The sequence below is a fragment of the Enterobacter sp. SST3 genome (assembly GCF_000286655.1).
Lineage (GTDB): Bacteria > Pseudomonadota > Gammaproteobacteria > Enterobacterales > Enterobacteriaceae > Enterobacter > Enterobacter roggenkampii.
Window position 1 is genome coordinate 123,618 of record NZ_ALNS01000023.1, and the last position, 25,407, is coordinate 149,024.

Annotated in this window: 23 protein-coding genes and 1 riboswitch; of the genes, 12 read left to right on the top strand and 11 right to left on the bottom strand. The window is 56.3% G+C overall.

Annotation, left to right across the window (positions count from 1 at the left end; translation table 11 throughout):
* Nucleotides 1-11: 11 nt before the first annotated feature.
* The 7 genes from ftsL to leuO form a co-directional block, all read right to left on the bottom strand.
* A complete protein-coding gene (gene ftsL, locus B498_RS07945; RefSeq protein WP_008501989.1) occupies nt 12-377 on the bottom strand; it encodes a cell division protein FtsL in 366 nt (121 codons plus the stop codon).
* Complete coding sequence (gene rsmH, locus B498_RS07940; RefSeq protein ID WP_008501991.1) at nt 374-1,315, bottom strand: 16S rRNA (cytosine(1402)-N(4))-methyltransferase RsmH; 942 nt, start codon at nt 1,313-1,315, stop codon at nt 374-376. Before rsmH ends, ftsL begins: the two co-directional genes overlap by 4 nt.
* A 2-nt stretch (nt 1,316-1,317) precedes the next feature.
* Nucleotides 1,318-1,776, bottom strand: coding sequence for a division/cell wall cluster transcriptional repressor MraZ (gene mraZ / locus B498_RS07935; protein WP_021240528.1), 459 nt, complete (start codon nt 1,774-1,776; stop codon nt 1,318-1,320).
* Nucleotides 1,777-2,376: 600 nt separating this feature from the next.
* Nucleotides 2,377-3,384, bottom strand: a complete 1,008-nt coding sequence (cra, locus tag B498_RS07930; RefSeq protein ID WP_008501993.1) for a catabolite repressor/activator — start codon at nt 3,382-3,384, stop codon at nt 2,377-2,379.
* A gap of 179 nt (nt 3,385-3,563) precedes the next feature.
* Nucleotides 3,564-4,055 (bottom strand): acetolactate synthase small subunit, encoded by a 492-nt coding sequence (gene ilvN / locus B498_RS07925; RefSeq protein ID WP_008501994.1) that lies wholly within the window; start codon nt 4,053-4,055, stop codon nt 3,564-3,566.
* Between the two features lies 1 nt (nt 4,056).
* Nucleotides 4,057-5,781 (bottom strand): acetolactate synthase 3 large subunit, encoded by a 1,725-nt coding sequence (gene ilvI, locus B498_RS07920; RefSeq protein WP_008501995.1) that lies wholly within the window; start codon nt 5,779-5,781, stop codon nt 4,057-4,059.
* A 380-nt stretch (nt 5,782-6,161) separates the two neighbouring features.
* Complete coding sequence (gene leuO, locus B498_RS07915) at nt 6,162-7,106, bottom strand: transcriptional regulator LeuO (RefSeq protein WP_025912169.1); 945 nt, start codon at nt 7,104-7,106, stop codon at nt 6,162-6,164.
* Nucleotides 7,107-7,712: 606 nt separating this feature from the next.
* Here leuO and leuL point away from each other — a divergent pair.
* The 5 genes from leuL (at nt 7,713) to leuD (ending at nt 12,572) form a co-directional block, all read left to right on the top strand.
* Nucleotides 7,713-7,799, top strand: a complete 87-nt coding sequence (gene leuL, locus B498_RS23515) for a leu operon leader peptide (protein ID WP_071530973.1) — start codon at nt 7,713-7,715, stop codon at nt 7,797-7,799.
* Nucleotides 7,800-7,890: 91 nt separating this feature from the next.
* On the top strand, nt 7,891-9,462 hold the full coding sequence (gene leuA, locus B498_RS07910) for a 2-isopropylmalate synthase (RefSeq protein ID WP_008501997.1): 1,572 nt from the start codon (nt 7,891-7,893) through the stop codon (nt 9,460-9,462).
* A complete protein-coding gene (gene leuB, locus B498_RS07905; RefSeq protein ID WP_008501998.1) occupies nt 9,462-10,553 on the top strand; it encodes a 3-isopropylmalate dehydrogenase in 1,092 nt (363 codons plus the stop codon). The genes leuA and leuB overlap by 1 nt, the downstream gene beginning before the upstream one ends.
* 2 nt (nt 10,554-10,555) lie before the next feature.
* Nucleotides 10,556-11,956 carry a 3-isopropylmalate dehydratase large subunit gene (gene leuC / locus B498_RS07900; protein WP_008501999.1) on the top strand — a complete coding sequence of 467 codons (1,401 nt, stop codon included), beginning with the start codon at nt 10,556-10,558 and terminating at the stop codon, nt 11,954-11,956.
* 10 nt (nt 11,957-11,966) lie between these two features.
* Entirely contained in the window at nt 11,967-12,572 is a 606-nt protein-coding gene (gene leuD / locus B498_RS07895; RefSeq protein ID WP_008502000.1) for a 3-isopropylmalate dehydratase small subunit, read from the top strand.
* 58 nt (nt 12,573-12,630) lie between these two features.
* Here the strand turns inward: leuD and B498_RS07890 are convergent, their stop codons facing one another.
* Nucleotides 12,631-13,809: a sugar efflux transporter gene (locus B498_RS07890; protein WP_008502001.1), complete on the bottom strand. Its 1,179-nt coding sequence runs from the start codon at nt 13,807-13,809 to the stop codon at nt 12,631-12,633.
* Between the two features lie 120 nt (nt 13,810-13,929).
* Nucleotides 13,930-14,082 carry a glucose uptake inhibitor SgrT gene (gene sgrT, locus B498_RS07885; protein WP_008502002.1) on the bottom strand — a complete coding sequence of 51 codons (153 nt, stop codon included), beginning with the start codon at nt 14,080-14,082 and terminating at the stop codon, nt 13,930-13,932.
* An 88-nt stretch (nt 14,083-14,170) separates the two neighbouring features.
* On the opposite strand from sgrT, the gene sgrR reads away from it, so the two are divergent.
* From sgrR to thiQ, 4 genes are all read left to right on the top strand, one after another.
* Complete coding sequence (gene sgrR / locus B498_RS07880) at nt 14,171-15,826, top strand: HTH-type transcriptional regulator SgrR (protein ID WP_008502003.1); 1,656 nt, start codon at nt 14,171-14,173, stop codon at nt 15,824-15,826.
* Nucleotides 15,827-15,862: 36 nt separating this feature from the next.
* Nucleotides 15,863-15,963, top strand: a riboswitch (TPP riboswitch).
* Nucleotides 15,964-15,994: 31 nt separating this feature from the next.
* Nucleotides 15,995-16,978: a thiamine ABC transporter substrate binding subunit gene (gene thiB / locus B498_RS07875; protein WP_008502004.1), complete on the top strand. Its 984-nt coding sequence runs from the start codon at nt 15,995-15,997 to the stop codon at nt 16,976-16,978.
* Nucleotides 16,954-18,564, top strand: coding sequence for a thiamine/thiamine pyrophosphate ABC transporter permease ThiP (gene thiP / locus B498_RS07870; protein ID WP_008502005.1), 1,611 nt, complete (start codon nt 16,954-16,956; stop codon nt 18,562-18,564). Before thiB ends, thiP begins: the two co-directional genes overlap by 25 nt.
* On the top strand, nt 18,548-19,246 hold the full coding sequence (gene thiQ / locus B498_RS07865; protein ID WP_008502006.1) for a thiamine ABC transporter ATP-binding protein ThiQ: 699 nt from the start codon (nt 18,548-18,550) through the stop codon (nt 19,244-19,246). The genes thiP and thiQ overlap by 17 nt, the downstream gene beginning before the upstream one ends.
* A 28-nt stretch (nt 19,247-19,274) precedes the next feature.
* Here thiQ and B498_RS07860 read toward each other — a convergent pair whose 3' ends face one another.
* Nucleotides 19,275-20,042, bottom strand: coding sequence for a DedA family protein (locus tag B498_RS07860; protein ID WP_008502007.1), 768 nt, complete (start codon nt 20,040-20,042; stop codon nt 19,275-19,277).
* A 128-nt stretch (nt 20,043-20,170) separates the two neighbouring features.
* Nucleotides 20,171-21,016, bottom strand: coding sequence for an arabinose operon transcriptional regulator AraC (gene araC, locus B498_RS07855; RefSeq protein WP_008502008.1), 846 nt, complete (start codon nt 21,014-21,016; stop codon nt 20,171-20,173).
* 337 nt (nt 21,017-21,353) lie between these two features.
* Between araC and araB the strand changes: the two genes are divergently transcribed.
* From araB to araD, 3 genes are all read left to right on the top strand, one after another.
* Nucleotides 21,354-23,063: a ribulokinase gene (gene araB, locus B498_RS07850; protein ID WP_008502009.1), complete on the top strand. Its 1,710-nt coding sequence runs from the start codon at nt 21,354-21,356 to the stop codon at nt 23,061-23,063.
* 10 nt (nt 23,064-23,073) lie between these two features.
* A complete protein-coding gene (araA, locus tag B498_RS07845; protein ID WP_008502010.1) occupies nt 23,074-24,576 on the top strand; it encodes an L-arabinose isomerase in 1,503 nt (500 codons plus the stop codon).
* A gap of 88 nt (nt 24,577-24,664) precedes the next feature.
* Nucleotides 24,665-25,360 carry an L-ribulose-5-phosphate 4-epimerase gene (araD, locus tag B498_RS07840; RefSeq protein WP_008502011.1) on the top strand — a complete coding sequence of 232 codons (696 nt, stop codon included), beginning with the start codon at nt 24,665-24,667 and terminating at the stop codon, nt 25,358-25,360.
* Nucleotides 25,361-25,407 lie beyond the last annotated feature (47 nt).

Sequence of the window (25,407 nt, forward strand, 5' to 3'; positions counted from 1 at the left end):
CGCGTTTTCCCTTATTTTTGTACTACGATATTTTCCTGTGAAGGATCAACATGCTGCAGCTGCAGCTTTTCCGTTGCGATCCGTTCAACCCGGCTGTGATCGCCGAGCGCGTTTTCTTCAAGGATCAGATTTCGCCATTCAATATCCAGCGCATCGCGTTCCAGTACCATCTGCTCGCGTTGCGCAGTCAATAAACGTGTGTGGTGGGCGGTGGTGACCACCGTCACAGCCGTGACAATGATGCAAATGAACAGACAGAGTGGCAGTTTCCCAAACCGCAAAAGATCGTCGCCGATCACGCCAGGCAAGGCATGGCGCTCGTTGCTTCCTAACGAATCCTTAACTTTGCTTAGGGTCTCTGTCACTCTGCCGATCATGCGTTCGTCCTCTCTGCAACACGCAGCACTGAACTACGGGCGCGTGGATTCTCTGCCACCTCTTCTTCGCCCGGCATCAACTTGCCTAATGCTCGCAACTGACGGCCACCCAGCTTCCTGAGTTGTTCTTCCGTCATCGGCAGCCCCGCGGGTACCTGTGGACCGCGGCTTTGTTCACGCATAAAGCGTTTCACAATACGGTCTTCCAGCGAATGGAAGCTGATGATGGATAACCGCCCACCCGGGGCCAGCACGTCGATCGAGCTTTTTAGCGCCAGCTCTATTTCCTCCAGTTCACTGTTTACCCAGATGCGAACCGCCTGGAAGGTACGGGTCGCGGGATGTTTGTGCTTATCCTTCACCGGCGTTGCCGCCGCGATCACCTCGGCCAACTCTTTGGTGCGGGTCATCGGCTCAATGCGATTGCGCTCAACAATGGCGCGCGCAATACGTTTGCCAAAGCGCTCTTCGCCGAAGGTTTTGATGACCCATGCAATATCCGCTTCATCAGCGGTCTGTAACCACTCGGCGGCAGACTGGCCGCGAGTCGGGTCCATACGCATGTCCAGCGGACCATCGCGCATAAAGGAGAAACCGCGTTCAGCATCATCAAGTTGGGGTGAAGAGACGCCAAGATCGAGAAGAATCCCGTCGATCTTGCCCGTCAGGCCGCGCTCAGCCACATAGTCCGCGAGCGCAGAAAAAGGTCCATGCACGATGGAAAAGCGTGGGTCATTGATAGTCTGTGCAACGGCAATTGCCTGCGGATCGCGATCGATTGCCAGCAGACGCCCCTCCTCACCCAGTTGGGAGAGGATCAAACGCGAGTGACCACCGCGACCAAAAGTGCCATCAATGTAGATGCCATCCGGACGAATATTCAGGCCGTTAACGGCCTCGTCCAGTAACACCGTTTTATGTTTATAATTTTCCATCATATTTATAGAGACAAGTCCTGCAGCCGTTCCGATAATGTCGCGGAATCAGACTGCTCAGCGTCGATATCTTCCTTGACCTGTTGATACCAGGTCGTTTCATCCCACAGTTCAAATTTGTTGAACTGCCCGACCAGCATCACTTCTTTGGTCAGACCGGCATGTTGCCGTAACACAGGCGCGATCAGTAATCGCCCTGCGTTATCCATCTGACATTCACTGGCATGTCCCAATAACAACCGCTGCACGCGGCGTTCCTGCGGGTTCATGCTCGACAGTCGCGACAGCTTTTGCTCAATAATTTCCCATTCAGGCAGGGGGTAAAGCAGCAGGCAGGGGGAGTTAATGTCAATGGTGCAAACCATTTGACCCGCAGCGTTCTCAATCAGCTGGTCGCGGTATCGGGTTGGTACCGATAAACGCCCTTTACTGTCGAGATTGACTAACGTAGCTCCACGGAACATGCCAGTCTCACCCCTCCTCACCACTTTAACCCACAAATTCCCACCTAAAGGAGTTTACGGAGCGAGGGAAAAGCTTGTCAAGCCAGGACTCTCGGCATAAGGACTCGAAAGCCCTCTATTTACAGAGATAAACAGTCCTGGTTAATAACTGCACAACTGGCGAGGCAAAATTAACGTTATGAATATTTGTAAGAAAAAAACCGAATATGCACACTAGCGTTAAGGCTCACTCAATATCATCGCAGATAAATATAAAGTGTCAGTTTGCGACGCGGGCAGCATTTTATGACAGATTCTCAGGGGATGACAGCGCCAGATTCACTCAGGCGAGCGGTAAGCGCAGTGGTTATCGCGTAAGCTGTCAAAGGAAGAGGAAAAAACGTCTGAATATTCATCGACCGAAGAGGGTTTGTAACAAAATAATACAAAGAGTGCCGTTTAAAATCGCTGAGATGTTGTTTAAAGGGCAATTTAAAAGCCAAAATGAATAAAGAAAAATAGGCGATTATGATCTCCCAAGAATTATCCTAATTTCTCTCCGGGAATTATCTGCACAAATTATTGCAGCAAAAAGGGGCAGATTTCACCGCCCCGGTCATTTCATTTTTGGCGGCTTAAAATTCCGCGATGGTAGAGGTTACGTTTGATACGCGTCAGGCCCGGCTTCGGTTTGCGGGGTTCATCAAGACTTGCCAGCACAATCTCCAGCACGCGTTCAGCCACATCGCGATGGCGCTGTGCAACCGCCAGCACCGGGCACTGAAGGAAGTCGAGCAGCTCATTATCCCCGAACGTGGCAATCGCCAGATCGGAAGGCAGTTTACCTTCACGACGTAAGGTCACATCCATGACACCCTGCAAGAGCGCAAACGAGGTAGTGAACAGCGCCTGAGGCATCGGATGCGTTTCCAGCCATTTTTCGAACAGCTGCGCGGCGGCTTCACGTTCGTAGCTGTTGGCATAGAGGTAGTGAACCTCGCGCGGATCGTCTTTCCAGGCCGTTCTGAATCCCTGCTCGCGCAGGAAGCTCACGGAAAGTTCAGGCAGCGCGCCCAAATACAGTACCGTTTCCGCCGGGAACGTCCGCAGCTCTGCGGCCAGCATTTCGGCATCATCCTGATCGGCACCCACCACGCTGGTGAAGTGCTCGCGATCGAGGGCACGGTCAAGCGCAACGATCGGGAACGGATCATTCGCCCAGCGCTGGTAGAAAGGATGCTCCGGCGGTAAGGAGGTCGAAACAATAATGGCATCCACCTGGCGCTGAAGCAGATGTTCAATGCAGCGCATCTCGTTATCAGGCTGATCTTCCGAGCAGGCAATCAGCAATTGATAGCCGCGCTGACGCGCCTGACGTTCAAGATAGTTGGCGATACGGGTATAGCTGGTGTTTTCCAGGTCCGGGATTACCAGACCAATAGAGCGGGTGCGCCCGGCGCGCAGACCGGCTGCGACAGCATTCGGATGGTAGTTATGTTCACGAACCACCGCCATAACTTTTTCAACGGTCTTGTCGCTGACACGGTACTGCTTTGCTTTACCGTTAATCACATAGCTGGCCGTTGTTCGTGACACGCCGGCTAGCCGGGCGATTTCATCCAGTTTCACAATTGCCCCTTAAAAAAAGAAAAGAGTCCATGGCCCTGTCAAGGTTATGGTTAAATCTTTTAACATCTAAACGCAGAAAAGCCTTCGCGGCAACCGCTTTTATCTGCGTTGTCGGCTGATTACGCAAAAAAAAGCCCGGCTTTGGTGACCGGGCAGAAAGAGGCGAACCTTTTTGACAACTAACGCATGATTTTCTCGCCGCGTGACAGACCCACAACCCCCGATCTCGCCACCTCGACAATTTTTGCGACATCCCGTACGGACGCCAGGAACGCATCCAGCTTGTCGCTCGTCCCGACCAGCTGAACGGTATAAAGAGAAGGCGTGACGTCGATAATCTGTCCGCGGAAAATATCCGCATTGCGTTTGACTTCTTCACGCCCGTAGCCGCTGGCCTGAATTTTCACCAGCATGACCTCACGTTCAACGTAGGCCCCTTGCCCCAGCTCGCTCACGCGCAGCACGTCGACCAGCTTATGCAGCTGTTTCTCAATCTGTTCAAGCACCTTAGCGTCGCCGACGGTTTGGATCGTCATGCGCGACAGCGTTGGGTCTTCCGTCGGGGCGACGGTCAGGCTTTCAATGTTATAGCCGCGCTGCGCAAAAAGGCCAATGACGCGCGACAGTGCGCCAGACTCGTTTTCCAGTAAAACTGATAATATCCGGCGCATATCAGGTTCTCTCCGTTTTGCTTAACCACATTTCATCCATACCACCACCCCGAATATGCATCGGATAGACGTGCTCGGTTCCATCAACAATCACATCCATAAAGACGAGGCGGTTGTTTTTAACGTGCTCAAGCGCTTGTGCGAGCTTCGTTTCCAGCTCGGCCGGATCGGTTACCCGCATGCCAACATGGCCGTAAGCTTCAGCAAGACGAACAAAATCCGGCAGCGATTTCATGTATGACTGTGAGTGACGGCCAGAATAAATCATATCCTGCCACTGCTTCACCATGCCGAGGTAGCCGTTATTCAGGTTCAGCACGAGAACCGGCAGTTCATACTGCAGCGCGGTAGACAGCTCCTGAATGTTCATCTGGATACTACCGTCTCCGGTCACGCAGACGACGGTTTCATCCGGCAGCGCCAGCTTCACGCCCAGCGCGGCAGGCAGACCAAAGCCCATGGTGCCTAAGCCACCCGAGTTGATCCAGTGTCGCGGTTTATCAAACGGATAATACAGGGCAGCAAACATCTGGTGCTGGCCCACGTCTGAGGTCACATACGCTTCACCTTTCGTCAGTCGCCACACCGCTTCGATGACCGCCTGCGGCTTAATGTTTTCGCTCTGCGTGTCATATTTCAGGCACTGACGCGCGCGCCACTGTTCAATCTGCTGCCACCAGTCGCGGATCTCATCCAGCGGCTGGGTCGCTTTCTCCTGGGCCAGCAGCTCCAGCATCTGTTCCAGAACCTGACGGGCATCACCGACGATCGGCACATCAGCCGACACCGTTTTAGATATTGACGTCGGATCGATATCAATATGCAGCACGGTGGCATTCGGGCAATATTTCGCCAGGTTGTTGGTGGTACGATCGTCAAAACGCACACCGACGGCAAAGATCACATCGGAGTGGTGCATCGTCATGTTGGCTTCATAGGTACCGTGCATACCCAGCATACCCAGCGCCTGGCGGTGGGTGGCGGGAAACGCCCCCAGCCCCATCAGCGACGACGCAACAGGAAGGTTGAGTTTTTCAATCAGTTCACGAAGCTGGGCTTCACAGGCTGCATTGATCGCTCCGCCCCCGACATAGACGACCGGTTTCTTGGCTGCCAGAAGCGTTTGCAACGCCCGCTTGATCTGACCTTTATGCCCCTGCGTTGTCGGGTTGTAAGAACGCATGCTCACCGATTCCGGCCAGACGTAAGGCAGCTTGTTTGCCGGGTTCAGAATGTCTTTAGGCAGATCGACCACCACCGGTCCCGGGCGTCCGCTTGCCGCCAGCCAGAAGGCTTTTTTCAGTACGCCGGGAATATCTTCGGTTTGCTTAACCAGGAAGCTGTGCTTCACCACGGGACGCGAAATCCCGACCATGTCGCACTCCTGAAAAGCATCGTAGCCAATCAGCGAGGTGGCTACCTGCCCGGAGAGGATCACCAGCGGGATAGAGTCCATATACGCCGTCGCAATGCCGGTAATGGCGTTTGTCGCGCCGGGGCCGGACGTGACTAACACCACGCCCACTTCACCCGTCGCACGCGCCAGGCCGTCGGCCATGTGTACGGCCGCCTGCTCGTGACGTACCAGAACATGGTCAATGCCCCCTACCGTATGGAGGGCATCATAAATATCGAGGACCGCGCCGCCAGGGTAGCCGAACACTTGCTTTACGCCCTGATCGATCAGCGACCGGACGACCATTTCCGCGCCAGACAACATCTCCATGCTTTGCCTCCAGGCATTTTGTTATAGACGGACTGCCGAATTCATTTCCGCACCGTCTTACGATTGGGATGAACCAATCTTATATTTTGCAGAGTGTTCTTTACCTTAACCGCTCGTTATGAGGCAGGCAATTAGCAAACCCGGAGAGATAAACGGTGCGTAAAGCAGAAAACGCAGCCGTTAACAGAAGATATGGTTAATTCCTCTGAGAATAGAGGACGGTGTGATAAATCATCGCTGAAAAGCAGGACAATGCAGGAAATCATCTATTTTTGCGTGCCGAAGAGCCGCCCGAAAAAAAGACTCACAGAACAAAATAGCAACTATCCAAAAAAACTCAGGATAAATCACATGATCCGATGCGATTTATCCCGATGCGTTTACCGGCGACAGATACCAACCAGCAACTCTTCCATCCACTGGTGTCCTTTATCCCGTCCGGCCGCTTCATGCCAGGAGAGATAACAGGTTCGGCTATTTAACTTAAGCGGCAATGGCAAAATTTGCAGATTTAATGGGTCAGAAAACTCTTCTGCCAGCCAGCGCGGTGCAATCGCCACCAGCTGTGTCTGGGAGACCACGTTTAATACGCTGACCATAGCCATGCCCTGATAAGCCACGCACGCCTGTTTATCCGCAGTGTCATACCACGGCAGGCTAAAGGAAGCATATCTGTCGAGAGCAACAACGGCGTGCTGTTCGTTATAAACATCGTGTTCTCGCAGCGGAGAATTCAGACGTGGGTGTTTTTTACTGGCGACAAGAACCATTTCATCTTTAAAGAGCGGCACGCAGGAAAATTCCGGACGACGGAACTCTTCATACCCCAGCACGAATTCGATCTCTTGATAGCGTAACTGATGTTCCGTGTTTTGATTCAGGGATGATTTAAAAACCAGATTGATATTTGGTGCGATTTCTTCAACTTTATTATAAATAATCGACGTTAAATAATTATCTAATGGACTGCAGACACAAAGATGGAATACGCGCTCGCTGCTCAAGGGTTCAAAGCCCGATCCCGGCAGCTCATTTTGCACCAACTGCAACGCCTGGCGGATGGAACCGAACAGCTGGAATGCGCGTGCCGTAGGCTGGATCCCCCTCCCGTAACGAACGAATAATTCGTCGTTAAACATGAGCTTGAGTCTGGCAACGGCATTACTCACAGCAGGTTGCGACATCCCCAACGCCTGGGCGGCGCGGGTGATATTCTGTTCCTGCATGACCGCATCAAACACCGTCAGAAGATTAAGATCCACCGTGCGTAACTGCGGTTTAATCCCATCAGTAGCTTGAGGTTGTTTAATATTATTTTCTGGCACTTCTGACTCCACTGTCACGCTAAACTCCCTTTGCCAACGTACGCTAATCATCTCGAAAAATATGATTTATCATGCAAATACGATCAGCGAAAGAGAATTATTTAAAATTCAGAATATATAAAGACGCTATATAAACGAAAAGAAAATAGCGCAAATGATATGTTTGACTTTAGGATTCAAATGAAACCATAAACCAAACAAATACACAATGACCGCCAGGTTAATGATGACTTAAGTATTATTAAACTGTTATCGCCACCGCTCTGCAGTTAGTTAATAACATGTTATCTCTTTTCGTTTTTCAGCGAAGCGCAATAGATTCACCATAATTATAACTTAATGATATTAAAACCCTTTACGTACAGAACATTCTCAGTAACGCGCGTCACTCATTTGAAACAATTATATTTATTTGTTTCTGCAACTGTTTTCTTCAGTCCAAAATTAGACAATTAGTCGGGTCGTAAAAGCCAAAACCAGCACAATTAGCTAAAGTAATTATCCTGCTGATTACGCCCGTCGGGCCCGTTTTTATCATCAGGGGTTGACATCAACTGGCGTATCCAGTACCACTAAAAGCATATTGAATTTAACGGAGCACGATTCATGATTCGCACCATTCGTTTCACCGGTCTACTACTACTAAACGCATCCACTGTGCGCGGTAGACTGGCGGGCGAAATTCAGCGTTGAATCGTCACCAGTAAGACTAAAAACCCGCGCCACTGCGCGGGTTTTTTTATGCTCGTAGCAAGGCGCCCTAAGACTGACAAGGACCTAACCCATGAGCCAGCAAGTCATTATTTTCGATACTACTTTACGTGACGGTGAACAGGCATTACAGGCAAGCCTGAGTGTAAAAGAGAAACTGCAGATCGCGCTGGCTCTCGAACGTATGGGTGTCGACGTGATGGAGGTGGGTTTCCCGGTCTCGTCTCCGGGTGATTTCGAATCCGTCCAGACTATCGCCCGCACCATTAAAAACAGCCGCGTGTGCGGTCTGGCACGCTGTGTTGAAAAAGATATCGACGTCGCGGCTGAGTCGCTGAAAGTGGCCGAAGCGTTCCGTATTCACACCTTTATTGCCACCTCACCTATGCACATCGCCACCAAGCTGCGCAGCACGCTGGATGAGGTGATTGAGCGCGCGGTGTATATGGTGAAACGCGCACGTAATTACACCGATGACGTTGAATTCTCCTGTGAAGATGCAGGCCGCACGCCAATCGACGATTTGGCGCGCGTCGTGGAAGCTGCCATTAACGCGGGTGCCAAAACCATCAACATCCCGGACACCGTCGGCTACACCATGCCGTTTGAGTTCGCCAACATCATCACCGGCCTGTATGACCGCGTTCCAAACATTGATAAAGCGATTATCTCCGTCCACACCCACGATGATTTGGGTCTGGCCGTGGGTAATGCTATCGCCGCCGTCCACGCTGGCGCGCGTCAGGTAGAAGGCGCGATGAACGGTATCGGTGAACGTGCGGGCAACTGTTCGCTGGAAGAAGTGATCATGGCGATCAAAGTGCGCAAGGACATCATGGACGTGCACACCCGCATCAATCACAACGAGATCTGGCGCACCAGCCAGACCGTCAGCCAGATTTGCAACATGCCTATTCCGGCCAACAAAGCGATTGTCGGCACTGGCGCCTTCGCGCACTCCTCCGGTATTCATCAGGATGGCGTGCTGAAGAACCGTGAAAACTACGAAATTATGACCCCGGAATCCATCGGCCTGAACCAGGTCCAGTTGAACCTGACCTCCCGTTCCGGTCGCGCGGCAGTGAAGCACCGCATGGAAGAGATGGGTTATAAGGACAGCGATTACAACATGGATCAGCTGTATGACGCGTTCCTGAAGCTGGCCGACAAAAAAGGGCAGGTGTTCGACTATGACCTGGAAGCGCTGGCCTTTATTAACAAACAGCAGGAAGAGCCAGAGCACTTCCGTCTGGATTACTTCAACGTGCAGTCCGGCTCCAGCGACATCGCCACCGCCTCGGTCAAGCTGGCCTGCGGAGATGAAATTAAAGCAGAGGCAGCTAACGGTAATGGACCTGTCGATGCGATTTACCAGGCCATCAACCGCGTTACCGAGTACGACGTTGAGCTGGTCAAATATGACCTGACGGCCAAGGGCCACGGCAAAGATGCACTGGGCCAGGTCGACATTGTTGTGACCCACAATGGCCGCCGCTTCCATGGCGTGGGTCTGGCGACCGATATCGTTGAATCCTCCGCGAAAGCGATGGTGCATGTGCTGAATAACATCTGGCGCGCCGCCGAAGTCGAAAAAGAGTTGCAACGCAAAGCTCAGAATAAAGAGAACAACAAGGAAACCGTGTAATGTCGAAGAATTACCATATTGCTGTGTTACCGGGCGACGGTATTGGCCCGGAAGTGATGGCACAGGCGCTGAAAGTACTGGAAGCCGTTCGCGCGCGTTTTGCGATGAAAATCACCACCAGCCACTACGATGTGGGCGGTATTGCGATTGATAACCACGGTACGCCACTGCCAAAAGCGACCGTGGAAGGCTGTGAAAATGCCGATGCCGTGCTGTTTGGTTCCGTCGGTGGTCCAAAATGGGAACACCTGCCGCCAGCAGAGCAGCCAGAGCGCGGCGCGCTGCTGCCGCTGCGTAAACATTTCAAACTGTTCAGTAACCTGCGTCCGGCGAAGCTGTACCAGGGTCTGGAAGAGTTTTGCCCGCTGCGCGCCGATATCGCCGCCAACGGTTTCGACATTCTGTGCGTACGTGAACTGACCGGTGGGATCTATTTCGGTCAGCCAAAGGGGCGCGAAGGCAGCGGTCAGCATGAAAAAGCGTTCGATACCGAGGTGTATCACCGCTTCGAAATTGAACGTATCGCCCATATCGCGTTTGAGTCGGCGCGCAAACGCCGCCATAAGGTGACCTCGATTGATAAAGCGAACGTGCTGCAGTCTTCCATTTTGTGGCGCGAGATCGTCAGTGAAGTCGCTAAACAGTTCCCGGACGTTGCGCTGTCGCACATGTACATCGACAACGCGACCATGCAGCTGATTAAGGATCCGTCCCAGTTTGACGTGCTGCTGTGCTCCAACCTGTTCGGCGATATTCTCTCTGACGAGTGCGCGATGATCACCGGCTCGATGGGCATGCTGCCATCCGCCAGCCTGAATGAAGAAGGCTTCGGCCTGTACGAGCCTGCGGGCGGCTCCGCACCGGATATCGCCGGCAAAAACATCGCTAACCCGATTGCGCAGATCCTCTCTCTGGCCCTGCTGCTGCGCTACAGCCTGGATGCAGGCGATGCAGCAACCGCAATTGAAAACGCCATTAACCGGGCGTTAGAAGAAGGCGTTCGTACCGGTGATTTAGCACGCGGCACGGCGGCAGTCAGTACCGATGAAATGGGCGACATTATTGCCCGCTATGTCGCTGAAGGGGTGTAATCATGGCTAAGACGTTATATGAAAAGTTGTTTGATGCGCACGTTGTCTACGAAGCACCAAACGAAACCCCACTGCTGTATATCGACAGACATCTGGTACACGAGGTGACCTCTCCCCAGGCATTTGACGGCCTCCGCGCGCACAAGCGTCCAGTGCGCCAGCCGGGTAAAACCTTCGCGACGATGGATCACAACGTTTCCACCCAGACTAAAGACATTAACGCCTCGGGTGAGATGGCGCGTATCCAGATGCAGGAGCTGATTAAGAACTGCAATGAATTTGGCGTTGAGCTGTACGACCTGAACCATCCGTATCAGGGCATCGTCCACGTCATGGGCCCTGAGCAGGGGATTACCCTGCCGGGCATGACCATCGTCTGCGGTGACTCCCATACCGCAACCCACGGCGCGTTTGGCGCCCTGGCGTTCGGGATTGGCACTTCCGAGGTGGAACACGTGCTGGCGACGCAGACCCTGAAGCAGGGTCGCGCCAAAACGATGAAGATTGAAGTGAAGGGCAAAGCAGCACCTGGCATCACCGCGAAAGATATCGTGCTGGCGATTATCGGTAAAACCGGCAGCGCAGGCGGTACCGGCCACGTCGTTGAGTTCTGCGGCGACGCTATTCAGGCGCTGAGCATGGAGGGTCGCATGACCCTGTGCAACATGGCCATTGAGATGGGTGCCAAAGCCGGGCTGGTCGCGCCAGATGAAACGACCTTTAACTATGTGAAGGGCCGTCTGCACGCGCCGAAAGGGCAGGATTTTGACGACGCGGTAGCCTACTGGAAAACCCTGAAAACCGACGACGGGGCAACGTTTGATACCGTTGTCACGCTGCAGGCAGAAGAGATTGCCCCTCAGGTGACCTGGGGGACCAACCCGGGTCAGGTGATTTCCGTCAACGACGCCATTCCCGATCCGGCTTCCTTCGCCGATCCGGTCGAGCGCGCCAGTGCGGAAAAAGCGCTGGCCTATATGGGGTTGAAGCCCGGCGTGCCGTTGACCGACGTGACCATTGATAAAGTGTTTATCGGCTCCTGCACCAACTCCCGTATCGAAGATTTGCGTGCGGCGGCAGAGATCGCCAAAGGCCGTAAAGTCGCGCCGGGCGTGCAGGCGCTGGTGGTGCCAGGCTCCGGTCCGGTGAAAGCCCAGGCGGAAGCCGAAGGTCTGGATAAGATCTTTATCGAAGCAGGCTTCGAGTGGCGCCTGCCAGGCTGTTCCATGTGTCTGGCCATGAACAACGATCGCCTGAATCCGGGTGAGCGCTGTGCCTCCACCAGCAACCGTAACTTTGAAGGCCGTCAGGGCCGCGGTGGGCGCACCCATCTGGTCAGCCCGGCAATGGCCGCCGCTGCGGCAGTCACCGGTCATTTCGCCGACATTCGCAGCCTGAAATAAGGAGACAATCATGGCAGAGAAATTTACCCAACATACGGGCCGTGTTGTCCCGCTGGACGCCGCTAACGTTGATACGGACGCGATCATTCCTAAGCAGTTTTTGCAGAAGGTGACCCGCACCGGCTTTGGCGCGCACCTGTTCAACGACTGGCGTTTCCTGGACGATAAAGGCGAGGTGCCTAATCCGGATTTCGTTCTGAACTTCCCGGAGTACAAAGGCGCATCCATCCTGCTGGCGCGGGAAAATTTTGGCTGCGGCTCGTCGCGTGAACACGCCCCCTGGGCGTTGACAGACTACGGCTTTAAGGTGGTCATTGCCCCCAGCTTCGCGGATATCTTTTATGGCAACAGCTTCAACAACCAGCTGCTGCCGGTGACGCTGAGCGACGAACAGGTCGATGAATTGTTCGCGCTGATTAAGGCAAATCCGGGCATGTCGTTTGAAGTGGATCTGGAAGGGGAAGTGGTGAAAGCCGGGGATAAAACCTACAGCTTCAGCATTGATGCCTTCCGTCGCCACTGCATGCTGAACGGTCTGGACAGCATTGGTTTAACTCTCCAGCACGAAGACGCCATCTCCGCGTACGAGAAAAAACAGCCTGCGTTTATGGGCTAAAGACAATGGCCCGCAAAAAGCGGGCCATTGATTTGTTTCGTGAAGCCGCCTTCCAGAATCAGACATCCTTAACCCGGCAAGTCAGCCCAAGCGTAACCACCGAAATCGCGGCAATCATCCAGTAAACTGAGCCATGCCCGTAACTTTGCGCCAGCGCCCCCTGAATCACCCCCGCCAGGATCACTCCGGTCGAAATACTGTTGGTAAAAAGCGTGGTCGCCGACCCGGCGCGGCCCGGCATTAAATCCTGGAACCAGAGCATGCCGATCCCGGCAACGATGCCAATAAACACAGCATTAAACAGCTGCAGCGCAAGCAGCGCTTCACGCGAATGGAAAAGGATCAGCCCCGCGTAGAACAGCACCCCGGCCGCCACGGCGACGATCATCATCCGACGCTTCCCAAAGCGCTTAACGTAATAGCCCGCCAGAATCATCGCCGGAATTTCCAGCCCGGCAGCGGTGCCCATTAAGATCCCCGCGAGCTTGTCCGGTAAGCCCAGATCGCTGCTGATCCACAGCGGCATGTCGATGATGTACATGGTGTTGCAGGTCCACATCAGCGTGGAGGCAATAAACAGCATGCGGACGTTTTTGTCCTGCCAGCCGCTCACCTGGGTGAGCGGTTTATCCGCTGTCTGTTCGACGCGCGCCACGGACGGCAGTGCGAAGGCAATCAGCGCCAGGCTGATGACAAAAATCCCGGCCGCGATGGAGAACATCGCGGTAAAGCCGTAGTTCAACGCCAGCATGAAGGCCAGCGGCGGGCCAATGACCCACGCCAGCGAGAGCTGGGCACGCATCACCGAGCTGAACATCACCACTTCCCGCGCCGAGCTATCCGCGTATTCACGGGCCAGCGCGAACAGCTGCGGCATGGCGGTGTTCGCAAGAGAGGCCAGCAGCACGCCGCAGGTAATGAGCGTCAGGTAATGGCGGTTAAAGGCAAAGAGCAGCGCGTTGCCCACGGCCATGGCGCAGCAAAAGAGGATCAGCCTGCGGCGATCGCCCTGGCTGTCCGATCGCTTCGCCAGCGCGAGGCTGACCAGGATCCCGGCAATCGCGTTGACGGTATAAAACAGCCCCACCCAGAACGGCTGTGCCCCCACCTCGCGGCTGAGAAACAGGCTCAGCGTCGGCGCCTGCAGCGCTCCCGCCACGCCCATCATAAAGGCCACCAGCATAAAAGCGGCATACACGCCGTTCAGGCGTCGCCCCATCGTCATCAACCACAGCATGCGCAAGTCCTTGTGAAAGCGAATCGAAATTGGGTGAAAGAATAAACGAAAAAAGCCAGCAAAAACATTTTGCTGGCGGGTGATTAGCACCAATACTCAGTCACACATGATCGAGGCGAGTCAGCGAGAAGAGGCCGGTTTCGTAACGTCCCACTGCATCAGTTCTTCTAACATTTTCAGCCGTTGCTCTGCACACGGGCGGGCCAGCCAGGACGATCCTTTTGTCGCTGAAAAGTACTGCTGATAAAACTGACGTGCGGTAGACCTCTTCATCATTTACCTCCTCGCTTCATCGGGATGCATTATTGGCCTAATATAGGGATTAATAAATTGCTGATTTTTTGTCAGGAGTTCCTCTTTTATGCCTTCCGGTCGTCTGCAGCAACAATTTATCCGCCTCTGGCAGTGCTGCGAGGGGCAATCGCAGGAAACCACGCTCAACGAGCTGGCTGACCTGCTTAGCTGTTCCCGCCGCCATATGCGCACGCTGCTCAATACCATGCAGCAGCAGGGGTGGTTAAGCTGGGAAGCGGAGGCGGGACGCGGGAAACGCTCGCGGCTGACCTTTCTCTACACCGGGCTGGCATTGCAGCAGCAGCGTGCAGAAGACCTGCTCGAGCAGGACCGTATCGATCAGCTGGTCCAGCTGGTGGGCGACAAGGCCGCCGTGCGCCAGATGCTGGTCTCCCATCTCGGACGCAGTTTTCGTCAGGGCCGACACATTCTGCGGGTGCTCTACTACCGTCCGATGAAAAATCTGTTGCCCGGCACGGCGTTACGGCGTTCTGAAACCCACATGGCCCGACAAATCTTCAGCGGCCTGACGCGGATAAATGAGGAAAACGGGGAACTGGAGGCGGATATCGCGCACCACTGGCAGCAGCTTTCCCCGCGCCACTGGCGCTTCTTCTTACGCCCCGGCATCCACTTTCACCACGGTCGCGAACTGGAGATGCACGACGTCATCGCCTCTCTGGAACGCGCCCGCAGGCTGCCGCTCTACTCGCATATTTCGCGCATCCACTCCCCCACGGCCTGGACGCTGGATATCGAGCTGGCGCAGCAGGACAAGTGGCTTCCCTGGCTGCTGGGCTATGTGCCGTCGATGATTTTGCCTGCCGAGTGGGAATCCTTGAACAATTTTGCCAGCCTGCCGATTGGCACCGGGCCCTACTCCGTCTCCCGCAATAACAGCAACCAGCTGAAAATCCGCGCGTTCGATGACTACTTTGGCTATCGGGCGCTGATCGACGAAGTGAACGTGTGGGTATTACCGGATCTCAATGAAGACCTGAGCTGCGGGCTGACGCTTGAAGGCCCCACCACCGGAGAAAAGGCCGTGGAGAGCCGCCTGGAGGAGGGCTGCTACTATCTCCTCTTTGACCGCCGCACCCACCGTGGGGCAAACCCGGCTGTCCGCAAGTGGATCAGCCACGTGCTGTCTCCTTCCAATCTTATCTACCATGCGGAAGAGCAGTACCAGACATACTGGTTCCCGGCGTACGGCCTGCTTCCGCGCTGGCACCATGCCCGACCAACGCGCTGCGACAAGCCCGCAGGTCTGGAGTCCATCACCCTGACCTACTACCGCGATCATGTTGAGCATCGTTTTATCGCCAGGATCATGACCCGCCTGCTGGCAGCGGAGGGGGTCAGGCTGGACATCAGGGAAGTGGACTATGACGAATGGCATCAGGGGGAAATCGCCAGCGATATCTGGCTGAACAGCGCCAACTTCACCCTGCCGCTCGATTTTTCCCTCTTCTCGCATTTGTATGAAGTCCCGCTGATCCAGCACTGCATCGACCGGGACTGGCAGCAGGATGCCGCCCTGTGGCGTGCGGGCGAGATGAATCTTGCCGTATGGTGCCAGCAGCTGCTGGCCGAGCAGGCGATCGTCCCGCTGATCCACCACTGGCTGATGATCCAGGGCCAGCGCAGCATGCGCGGCCTGCGGATGAACACCCTGGGCTGGTTTGATTTTAAATCCGCCTGGTTTGCGCCCCCGGAGCCATAACGCTTTCGTAATATTCACCAAATCATTACAATAGCGCCGTTCTCAACGGGGTGCTGCATCACAGATGTGCGCTGAGATAATACCCGTCGAACCTGATCCGGATAACGCCGGCGAAGGGATTTGAGGCTGTCGCTCAAAATCCTTTGCCACTCAACCCTGAGGTGCAAAGTGTTAAAAAAAGTTCTCCCCCTGCTGGCGCTGTTCGCGCTGCCCGCTTTAGCCAAGCCCGTTCTGACGGTCTACACCTACGACTCCTTCTCCGCCGACTGGGGCCCTGGCCCGGTTGTCAAAAAAGCCTTTGAAGCCGACTGCAACTGCGAGCTGAAGTTCGTGGCGCTGGAAGATGGCGTTTCGCTGCTCAACCGCCTGCGCATGGAAGGCAAAAACAGCAAGGCCGACGTGGTACTCGGACTGGATAACAACCTGCTTGAAGCCGCCTCGCAAACCAAACTCTTTGCCAAAAGCGGCGTCGCGGCAGAGGCCGTTAACGTGCCGGGCGGCTGGAAGAACGACACCTTTGTGCCGTTCGACTACGGCTACTTTGCTTTCGTCTACGATAAAAACAAGCTGAAAAACCCGCCGAAGAGCCTGAAAGAGCTGGTGGAAAGCGACCAGAAGTGGCGCGTGATTTACGAAGATCCGCGGACCAGCACGCCGGGCCTGGGCCTGCTGCTGTGGATGCAGAAAGTCTACGGCGATAAGGCGCCGGAAGCGTGGCAGAAGCTGGCCGCCAAAACCGTCACCGTGACCAAAGGCTGGAGCGAAGCCTATGGCCTGTTCCTGAAAGGTGAAAGCGATCTGGTGCTGAGCTACACCACCTCCCCGGCCTACCACATTATCGCCGAGAAGAAAGACAACTATGCTGCGGCTGATTTTGCGGAAGGGCACTATCTGCAGGTGGAAGTGGCCGCGCGTACCGCCGCCAGCAAACAGCCGGAACTGGCCGAGAAGTTCCTGAAGTTTATGGTTTCACCGGCATTCCAGAACGCCATTCCAGCGGGCAACTGGATGTATCCGGTCACCAGCGTTGCGCTGCCCACTGGTTTTGAGCAGCTGACCAAGCCGAAAACCTCGCTGGAGTTTACGCCGCAGCAGGTCGCCGCGCAGCGTGCCGCATGGGTAAGTGAATGGCAACGCGCCGTCAGCCGTTAATTCCCGGCTGGTTACTCCCCGGATTGCTTGCCGCCGTCGTGATGGTGGCGGTCAGTCTGGGAGCCTTTCTTGCGCTGTGGTTTAACGCACCGGAGAGCGACCTGCTCGCCCTCTGGCACGACAGCTACCTCTGGCACGTTATCCGGTTCTCCTTCTGGCAGGCGTCTCTTTCTGCCCTGCTGTCGGCGATCCCGGCTATTTTTCTTGCACGCGCGCTCTATCGGCGGCGTTTCCCTGGCAGGCAGGCCCTGCTGCGCCTGTGCGCCATGACGCTGATCCTGCCCGTGCTGGTAGCGGTATTTGGTATTCTGAGCGTTTACGGTCGCCAGGGCTGGCTGGCCTCGCTGTTCGGCCAGCTTGGTATTGAGTGGTCATTCTCGCCTTACGGACTGCAGGGCATTCTGCTGGCGCACGTGTTTTTCAATATGCCGATGGCAACGCGCCTCTTTTTGCAGGCGCTGGAGAACATTCCCGGCGAGCAGCGGCAGATTGCCGCCCAGCTCGGCATGCGCGGCTGGTCGTTTTTCCGTTTTGTCGAATGGCCGTGGCTGCGCCGCCAGCTCCCGCCCGTGGCGGCATTAATCTTTATGCTCTGCTTTGCCAGCTTTGCCACCGTGCTGTCACTTGGCGGCGGGCCGCAGGCCACCACCATTGAGCTGGCGATTTACCAGGCGCTGAGTTACGACTACGATCCCGGTCGCGCCGCGCTGCTGGCGATAGTCCAGATGGCGTGCTGTCTGGTGCTGGTGCTGTTGAGCCAGCGGCTGAGTAAAGCCGTTCCCGCAGGTAGTCATCAAATAACCGGCTGGCGCGATCCGCAGGACAGCCCGCACAGCCGCATCAGCGATGTTATCCTGATCGCGCTGGCGCTGCTGCTGTTGCTGCCGCCGCTGCTGGCCGTTATCGTTGACGGCCTGAACCTCAATCTTATGTCCGTCCTGCAACAGCCCGTTCTCTGGCAGGCGACCTGGACCTCGGTACGCATAGCGCTGGCTGCCGGATTGCTGTGCGTTATGCTGACCATGATGCTGCTGTGGAGCAGCCGTGAGCTCTACGCCCGCCAGGCGCAAAAAGCCGGACAAATGCTGGAACTGACGGGCATGCTGATACTGGCGATGCCGGGTATCGTGCTGGCAACGGGCTTCTTTTTACTGTTCAACAGCACCCTCGGCCTGCCGGAAAGGGCCGATGGCATTGTGATTTTCACTAACGCCTTAATGGCCATCCCCTACGCGCTTAAGGTGCTGGAAAACCCGATGCGCGACGTCAACAGCCGCTACGGTTTGCTGTGTCAGTCGCTGGGCATGCAGGGCTGGCAGCGGCTGAAGGTTGTGGAACTGCGCGCGCTAAAACGTCCGCTTGCTCAGGCGCTGGCGTTTGCCTGCGTGCTCTCCATTGGAGACTTTGGGGTCGTGGCGCTGTTCGGTAATGACGATTTCCGCACGCTGCCGTACTGGCTTTATCAGCAAATCGGCTCTTACCGCAGTCAGGACGGCGCGGTCACCGCGCTGTTACTGCTGCTGCTGTGCTTTGCCTTATTTACCGTTATCGAAAAACTCCCGGGGCGTGATGTTAAAACTGACTGATGTAACCTGGCTCTATCAGCATCTGCCGATGCGCTTTACGCTCTCCGTTCAGCAGGGCGAGCGGATTGCGGTGCTTGGCCCAAGCGGTGCCGGGAAAAGCACCTTGCTCAATTTGATCGCTGGTTTTCTGCAACCTGCCAGCGGGTCGATAGCCATCGATAATCGTGATTTCACCGACGCCCCTCCGGCTAAACGTCCTGTGTCGATGCTGTTTCAGGAAAACAACCTGTTTACCCATCTGACGGTGCGGCAAAACATCGCGCTGGGAATGCATCCGGGGCTCAGGCTGAACGATGCCCAACGCGAAAAACTTGAAGTGATTGCCGCACAGATGGGGATCGCTGAATTCATCGACAGGCTGCCGGGCGAGCTCTCCGGCGGCCAGCGTCAGCGCGTGGCGCTGGCGCGTTGTCTGGTGCGCGAGCAGCCGCTGCTGCTGCTGGATGAGCCGTTCTCGGCGCTCGATCCCGCGCTGCGTCAGGAGATGCTGGCGCTGGTGAAGGACGTCTGTCAGCGCCAGCAGCTGACGATGCTGATGGTGTCGCACAGTATCGAAGATGCCGCACGGATTGCGCCGCGATCGGTGGTGATCGCGGAGGGACGCATTTTGTGGGATGGAGCAACAGAAGCATTAATGAGCGGAAAAGAAAGCGCTTCTGGATTATTGGGTATAAAACCGTAGGCCGGGCAAACGCAGTGCCGCCCGGCGCTTAACGGCTCACAACTTTCAACAGGATCTCACCGTACACCGGCATCAGCGGGTGGCGAATCAGCGCCACAAGCGCCACCACGGCCACACCCAGCGTCAGCGGGGCCAGCCACAAAAGACGAGAGCGCGGAAGATAGCGCGTCAGGCGATCGACGCTCGCTTTCGCGCTGCGCCACAGGCGCCAGCAGAGCCAGACCGCCAGCCACAGCAGGACCGCCGTGCCCAGCAGCAGCCACTTGAACTCACCGCTTTGCATACCGTCAGGAATATCGATGGCCGCGCCCGCCAGGATCCCCGGCAGGAAATAGAACGGCGGCCAAAAGACGCAGCCGATGATGTTCGGCACCACAAATTTCGCGACGGGCAGATCCAGCATCCCGGCCACCATCGGCACCAGCGGACGCGTTGGCCCAACAAAGCGGCCCACGAGGATGGTAAACATGCTGTGCTGGTGCAGCGCATGCTCGGTTTTATCGAGCAACGCTTTGTTCTTTTTCATGAACGACCAGCGGTGCAACGGCTTCTTAAAGCGCCAGCCCAGCCAGAAGGAGATCCAGTCCCCCAGCAGACAGCCGATAATCCCGGCCAGCCATGCCTGCCAGAAATTGACCTCACCGCTGCCGATCAGCGCCCCAAGCCCCGCCATCATCACGGTGCCGGGCAGGATTAACCCGACAAGCGCCAGCGATTCCAGAAACGCCACCAGCGCCACAGCGATGAGCGAGTACATAACGGACTGGGTAATAAAGTGTTCTAGCAATGCCTGCATAACTATTCCGGTCAGAAAACGAATCAGCGATTCTGCTTAGCGCCCCGCACCGCGTCAAGGCAACAATTGTCTGAATAGTTTACAGGTAGCTTTCCGCATTCACCTGTTTGTTTATCTTTTTTTACCGTTTATTCACATCCCGCGCGAAATTCACTGGGGCTGGCACCGGTGCATTTTTTAAATACGCGGGAGAAATAGAGCTGATCCTCAAAGCCCACGTTGCGCCCCACGGTGGCGATGGGCATCCGGGTGGTGCTGAGCAGCAGCTTCGCCTGGCTGATGCGCTGATCCTCGCGCCAGCTCAGTACGCTGACGCCAAGCTGCTGGCGGAACAGGTGCGACAGCCGCGACGGCGACAGGCAGACGTGCTGGGCAACGCTGGCGATATCAAACTGGCTATCGGCCAGGTGGTCGCTGATGTACTGGCAGGCGTCGCGCACGCGGTTATCCAGCGGCGGGTTAAGCGACGCGTTAATCGCCTCCATCCGCCGCAGCAACAGCTGTTCAAGGAGGTTTATCGCCAGCAGTTCGGCATAGCGTCCACCAGCCTGCCCCGCCTCGATAATCTGCGCAAAAAGCTCGCGAAACTGCGCCAGATGCACCTCATCCGGGCGATAAAACCCGGTGTGTGCAAAAATAGCCGGCCAGGAAAGCCACTCCTGCCAGTAGGCGCGCGGACGGAAGTAGACCCACTGGTGATACCACTCTTTGGCATCTGGATGACGGCCATAGTGGTGGATCTCCCCCGGCGGGAACAGCAGGATATCCCCCGGGCGGCAGACGAAATGCTGGTCACCGTTCTTGATGATCCCTTCCCCCCGCACGGTCAGGTTGAGGATATACCCTTTCATCCCGAGCGGTCGGTCGACGTAAAAGTCGAGATATCCCTCAGCCTCGATAGGGGTCAGCCCCGCCACAAGGTGCGCGTTAAAGGAGTATCCCGGCAGCAGGGGATCGTTCTGCGTTTCGGCCATAGATTCAGTTCTCCCAAGGGTCCTGAAGGAAACCAATTGTCCATATCACTAAATGCAGGTTAAAAATGGCCCGCGAAAAGATCCAAAAAGCATCACGCCGCTTTTACGTCCGCCATGTTTCAGCCTTTCCCCCTGATTTCTCCGCCAGAGCAGGCAGATAACCAGTAACAAAAGTGTCTATAAGTGCGGCAGAAATGTCCACATTGAATATTTGCACAGCGTCACACTTTCCGTTGTAACAGCAATTTAGTCCATAAGATTAGCGGATCCTGCCTGACGACTTTTGTCCCCAGTCTCTAATGTTCTTCCATACCTGTTTTTTCGATGGAGCAACACCATGGCAATTGCGATTGGCCTCGATTTTGGCAGCGATTCAGTTCGCGCGCTGGCAGTGGACTGTACGTCCGGCCAGGAGATAGCAACCAGCGTTGAGTGGTATCCGCGCTGGCAAGAGGGGCGCTACTGCGATGCGCCAAACAACCAGTTCCGTCACCACCCGCGGGACTACATCGAGTCGATGGAAGCGGCGATCAAAACCGTTCTGGCAGACCTGACCGACGCCCAGCGGGCCGATGTTGTGGGGATTGGCGTCGACAGCACCGGCTCTACGCCTGCCCCTGTGGATGCCGAAGGCCGCGTGCTGGCGCTGCGTCCTGAGTTTGCCGACAACCCGAACGCCATGTTCGTGCTGTGGAAAGACCATACCGCCGTGGAAGAGGCCGAAGCCATCACCCGCTTATGCCATCAGCCGGGCAAAACCGACTACTCACGGTATATCGGCGGGATTTACTCCAGCGAGTGGTTCTGGGCCAAGATCCTGCACGTCACCCGCGCGGACGCGTCTGTCGCACAGGCAGCGGCGTCATGGATTGAGCTATGCGACTGGGTTCCCGCCCTGCTCTCCGGCACCACGCGCCCGCAGGATATCCGCCGCGGCCGCTGCAGCGCCGGGCATAAATCCCTGTGGCATGAAAGCTGGGGCGGTCTGCCTCCGGCCGCGTTCTTTGATGAGCTCGACCCGATCATTAACAAGAGCCTGTCATACCCGCTGTTTACCGACACCTTCACCGCCGATATTCCCGTCGGCACCCTCTGCGAAGAGTGGGCGACGCGTCTCGGCCTGCCGCAGAACGTAGCTATCTCCGGCGGCGCGTTTGACTGCCATATGGGCGCCGTGGGCGCGGGCGCACAGCCAAACACGCTGGTAAAAGTGATCGGCACCTCCACCTGCGACATCCTGACGGCAGATAAAGCCACCGTAGGCGACCGCGCGGTAAAAGGCATCTGCGGCCAGGTTGACGGCAGCGTGGTGCCAGACTTTATCGGCCTCGAAGCCGGTCAGTCCGCGTTTGGCGATATTTACGCCTGGTTTGGCCGCGTGCTCGGCTGGCCGCTGGATCGGCTGGCGGCGTCACATCCTGAACTGAAAACCCAGATCGCCGAGAGCAAAAAGCAGCTCCTGCCGCAGCTTACCGACGCCTGGGCTAAAAATCCGTCTCTCGACCACCTCCCGGTGGTGCTGGACTGGTTTAACGGCCGCCGCACGCCGTTTGCCAACCAGCGCCTGAAAGGGGTGATTACCGACCTCAACCTGGCGACCGACGCGCCTGCGCTGTTCGGCGGTCTGATTGCCGCCACCGCCTTCGGCGCCCGCGCGATTATGGAGTGCTTCACCGAGCAGGGCATCGACGTGAATAACGTGATGGCGCTGGGCGGCATCGCCCGTAAAAACCCGGTGATCATGCAGGCCTGCTGCGACGTGCTGAACCGTCCGCTCCAGATTGTGGCCTCCGATCAGTGCTGCGCGCTGGGGGCGGCAATTTTCGCCGCCGTAGCCGCTGGCGTCCATGCGGATATCCCCACCGCGCAGCAGCATATGGCGAGTGCCGTCGAAAACACCCTTCAGCCGCGTACCCAGCAGGCACAACGCTTTGAACAGCTTTATCAGCGCTACCAGCAATGGGCAAAAAGCGCCGAACTTCACTATCTCCCTGTCGCCGCCCCGGCCAAAAGCACCGCGGACACTACGGCAACCCTGACCCATTAAGGACACGATGATGACCATTTTTAATAACTATGAAGTGTGGTTTGTGATTGGCAGCCAGCATCTTTACGGACCGGAAGCGCTGCAGCAGGTAACGAAACACGCGGAGCACGTCGTTAACGCGCTGAACGCGGAAGCCAAACTGCCGTGCAAACTGGTGCTGAAACCGCTGGGCACGACGCCGGACGAAATCACCCACATCTGCCGCGACGCCAACTACGACGATAAATGCGCCGGTCTGGTGGTGTGGTTGCACACCTTCTCACCGGCAAAAATGTGGATCAACGGCCTGTCTATCCTCAACAAACCGCTGCTGCAGTTCCATACCCAGTTCAACGCCTCCCTGCCGTGGGACAGCATCGACATGGACTTTATGAACCTGAACCAGACCGCACACGGCGGCCGCGAGTTCGGCTTCATCGGCGCGCGTATGCGTCAGCAGCACGCGGTGGTCACCGGCCACTGGCAGGATGGCAAGGCGCAACAGCGTATCGGCGCCTGGATGCGTCAGGCGGTCTCTAAGCAGGATACCCGCCACCTGAAAGTGGTGCGTTTCGGCGACAACATGCGTGAAGTGGCGGTCACAGACGGCGATAAAGTCGCCGCGCAGATCAAGTTCGGCTTCTCAGTGAATACCTGGGCCGTGGGCGATCTGGTGCAGGTGGTGAATGACATCAGCGATGGCGACGTGAGCGCGCTGGTGGACGAGTACGAAAGCCGCTACCGCCTGACGCCTGCGGCACAAATCAACGGCGACAAGCGCCAGAACGTGCTGGACGCGGCGCGCATTGAGTTGGGCATGAAGCGCTTCCTGGAACAGGGTGGCTTCCACGCTTTTACTACCACTTTTGAAGACCTCCACGGCCTGAAACAGCTGCCGGGCCTGGCGGTACAGCGTCTGATGCAGCAGGGCTACGGCTTTGCAGGCGAAGGCGACTGGAAAACTGCCGCTCTGCTTCGCATCATGAAGGTGATGTCGACCGGTCTGCAGGGCGGCACCTCCTTTATGGAGGACTACACCTACCACTTCGAAAACGGCAATGACCTGGTGCTCGGCTCGCACATGCTGGAAGTGTGTCCTTCCATCGCGGTAGAGGAAAAACCGATCCTCGACGTGCAGTACCTCGGCATCGGCGGTAAAGCCGATCCGGCGCGTCTGATCTTCAACACCCGCACGGGCCCGGCCATCAACGCCAGCCTGATCGATCTGGGCGATCGTTTCCGCCTGCTGGTGAACTGCGTCGATGCGGTTGAAACGCCACACTCCCTGCCGAAACTGCCGGTCGCCAACGCCCTGTGGAAAGCACAGCCGGATCTGCCGACCGCGTCAGAAGCCTGGATCCTGGCCGGCGGCGCGCACCATACCGTCTTCAGCCACGCGCTGGATCTGAACGACATGCGTCAGTTCGCCGAGCTGCATGATATCGAGCTGACCGTCATTGATAACGATACCCGCCTGCCCGCCTTCAAAGACGCGCTGCGCTGGAACGAAGTCTATTACGGTTCAAAACGCTAAGCCCTGAATGCCCGGTGGCACCGCGTTTACCGGGCCTACGGTTCTGTAGGCCGGATAAGCGAAGCGCCATCCGGCACTGGAGACAACAATGTTAGAAGAGCTCAAACGCCAGGTGCTCGAAGCCAACCTGGCGCTGCCGAAACATAATCTGGTCACCCTGACCTGGGGCAACGTCAGCGCCGTTGACCGCGATAAAGGCGTGTTTGTGATCAAGCCTTCCGGCGTCGATTACGCGGTGATGACGGCGGACGATATGGTGGTGGTCAGCATCGAAACGGGTGAAGTGGTGGAAGGGAACAAAAAGCCCTCCTCCGATACGCCAACCCACCGGTTGCTGTACCGCTCATTCCCAACCATCGGCGGTATCGTGCATACCCATTCACGCCATGCCACCATCTGGGCGCAGGCGGGCCAGTCCATCCCGGCGACCGGCACCACCCACGCGGACTACTTTTACGGCACCATTCCCTGTACGCGTCTGATGACCGATGCGGAGATTAACGGTGAGTACGAATGGGAAACCGGGAACGTGATCGTCGAAACCTTTGAAAAACAGGGTATCGACGCGGCGCAAATGCCCGGCGTGCTGGTGCACTCCCACGGCCCGTTCGCCTGGGGTAAAAACGCAGAAGACGCGGTGCATAACGCCATCGTGCTTGAAGAGATCGCCTATATGGGGATCTTCTGTCGACAGCTGGCGCCGCAGCTGCCGGATATGCAGCAAACCCTGCTGGATAAGCATTATCTGCGCAAGCACGGCGCGAAGGCCTACTACGGGCAGTAAACTGTATATAAACCCAGCATTAAAATCTTAACCAGGCTATAATCAGG

Excerpts from the sequence above, each read along its gene's own strand:
- araB (WP_008502009.1), top strand. The coding sequence starts at position 21,354 with ATGGCAATTGCGATTGGCCTCGATTTTGGCAGCGATTCAGTTCGCGCG.
- ilvN (WP_008501994.1), bottom strand. The coding sequence starts at position 4,055 with ATGCGCCGGATATTATCAGTTTTACTGGAAAACGAGTCTGGCGCACTG.
- leuA (WP_008501997.1), top strand. The coding sequence starts at position 7,891 with ATGAGCCAGCAAGTCATTATTTTCGATACTACTTTACGTGACGGTGAA.
- leuC (WP_008501999.1), top strand. The coding sequence starts at position 10,556 with ATGGCTAAGACGTTATATGAAAAGTTGTTTGATGCGCACGTTGTCTAC.
- sgrR (WP_008502003.1), top strand. The coding sequence starts at position 14,171 with ATGCCTTCCGGTCGTCTGCAGCAACAATTTATCCGCCTCTGGCAGTGC.
- thiP (WP_008502005.1), top strand. The coding sequence starts at position 16,954 with ATGGCAACGCGCCGTCAGCCGTTAATTCCCGGCTGGTTACTCCCCGGA.
- araD (WP_008502011.1), top strand. The coding sequence starts at position 24,665 with ATGTTAGAAGAGCTCAAACGCCAGGTGCTCGAAGCCAACCTGGCGCTG.
- leuD (WP_008502000.1), top strand. The coding sequence starts at position 11,967 with ATGGCAGAGAAATTTACCCAACATACGGGCCGTGTTGTCCCGCTGGAC.
- sgrT (WP_008502002.1), bottom strand. The coding sequence starts at position 14,082 with ATGAAGAGGTCTACCGCACGTCAGTTTTATCAGCAGTACTTTTCAGCG.
- araA (WP_008502010.1), top strand. The coding sequence starts at position 23,074 with ATGACCATTTTTAATAACTATGAAGTGTGGTTTGTGATTGGCAGCCAG.
- B498_RS07860 (WP_008502007.1), bottom strand. The coding sequence starts at position 20,042 with ATGCAGGCATTGCTAGAACACTTTATTACCCAGTCCGTTATGTACTCG.
- thiQ (WP_008502006.1), top strand. The coding sequence starts at position 18,548 with ATGTTAAAACTGACTGATGTAACCTGGCTCTATCAGCATCTGCCGATG.
- araC (WP_008502008.1), bottom strand. The coding sequence starts at position 21,016 with ATGGCCGAAACGCAGAACGATCCCCTGCTGCCGGGATACTCCTTTAAC.
- leuL (WP_071530973.1), top strand. The coding sequence starts at position 7,713 with ATGATTCGCACCATTCGTTTCACCGGTCTACTACTACTAAACGCATCC.
- leuB (WP_008501998.1), top strand. The coding sequence starts at position 9,462 with ATGTCGAAGAATTACCATATTGCTGTGTTACCGGGCGACGGTATTGGC.
- ilvI (WP_008501995.1), bottom strand. The coding sequence starts at position 5,781 with ATGGAGATGTTGTCTGGCGCGGAAATGGTCGTCCGGTCGCTGATCGAT.
- rsmH (WP_008501991.1), bottom strand. The coding sequence starts at position 1,315 with ATGATGGAAAATTATAAACATAAAACGGTGTTACTGGACGAGGCCGTT.
- ftsL (WP_008501989.1), bottom strand. The coding sequence starts at position 377 with ATGATCGGCAGAGTGACAGAGACCCTAAGCAAAGTTAAGGATTCGTTA.
- B498_RS07890 (WP_008502001.1), bottom strand. The coding sequence starts at position 13,809 with ATGCTGTGGTTGATGACGATGGGGCGACGCCTGAACGGCGTGTATGCC.
- mraZ (WP_021240528.1), bottom strand. The coding sequence starts at position 1,776 with ATGTTCCGTGGAGCTACGTTAGTCAATCTCGACAGTAAAGGGCGTTTA.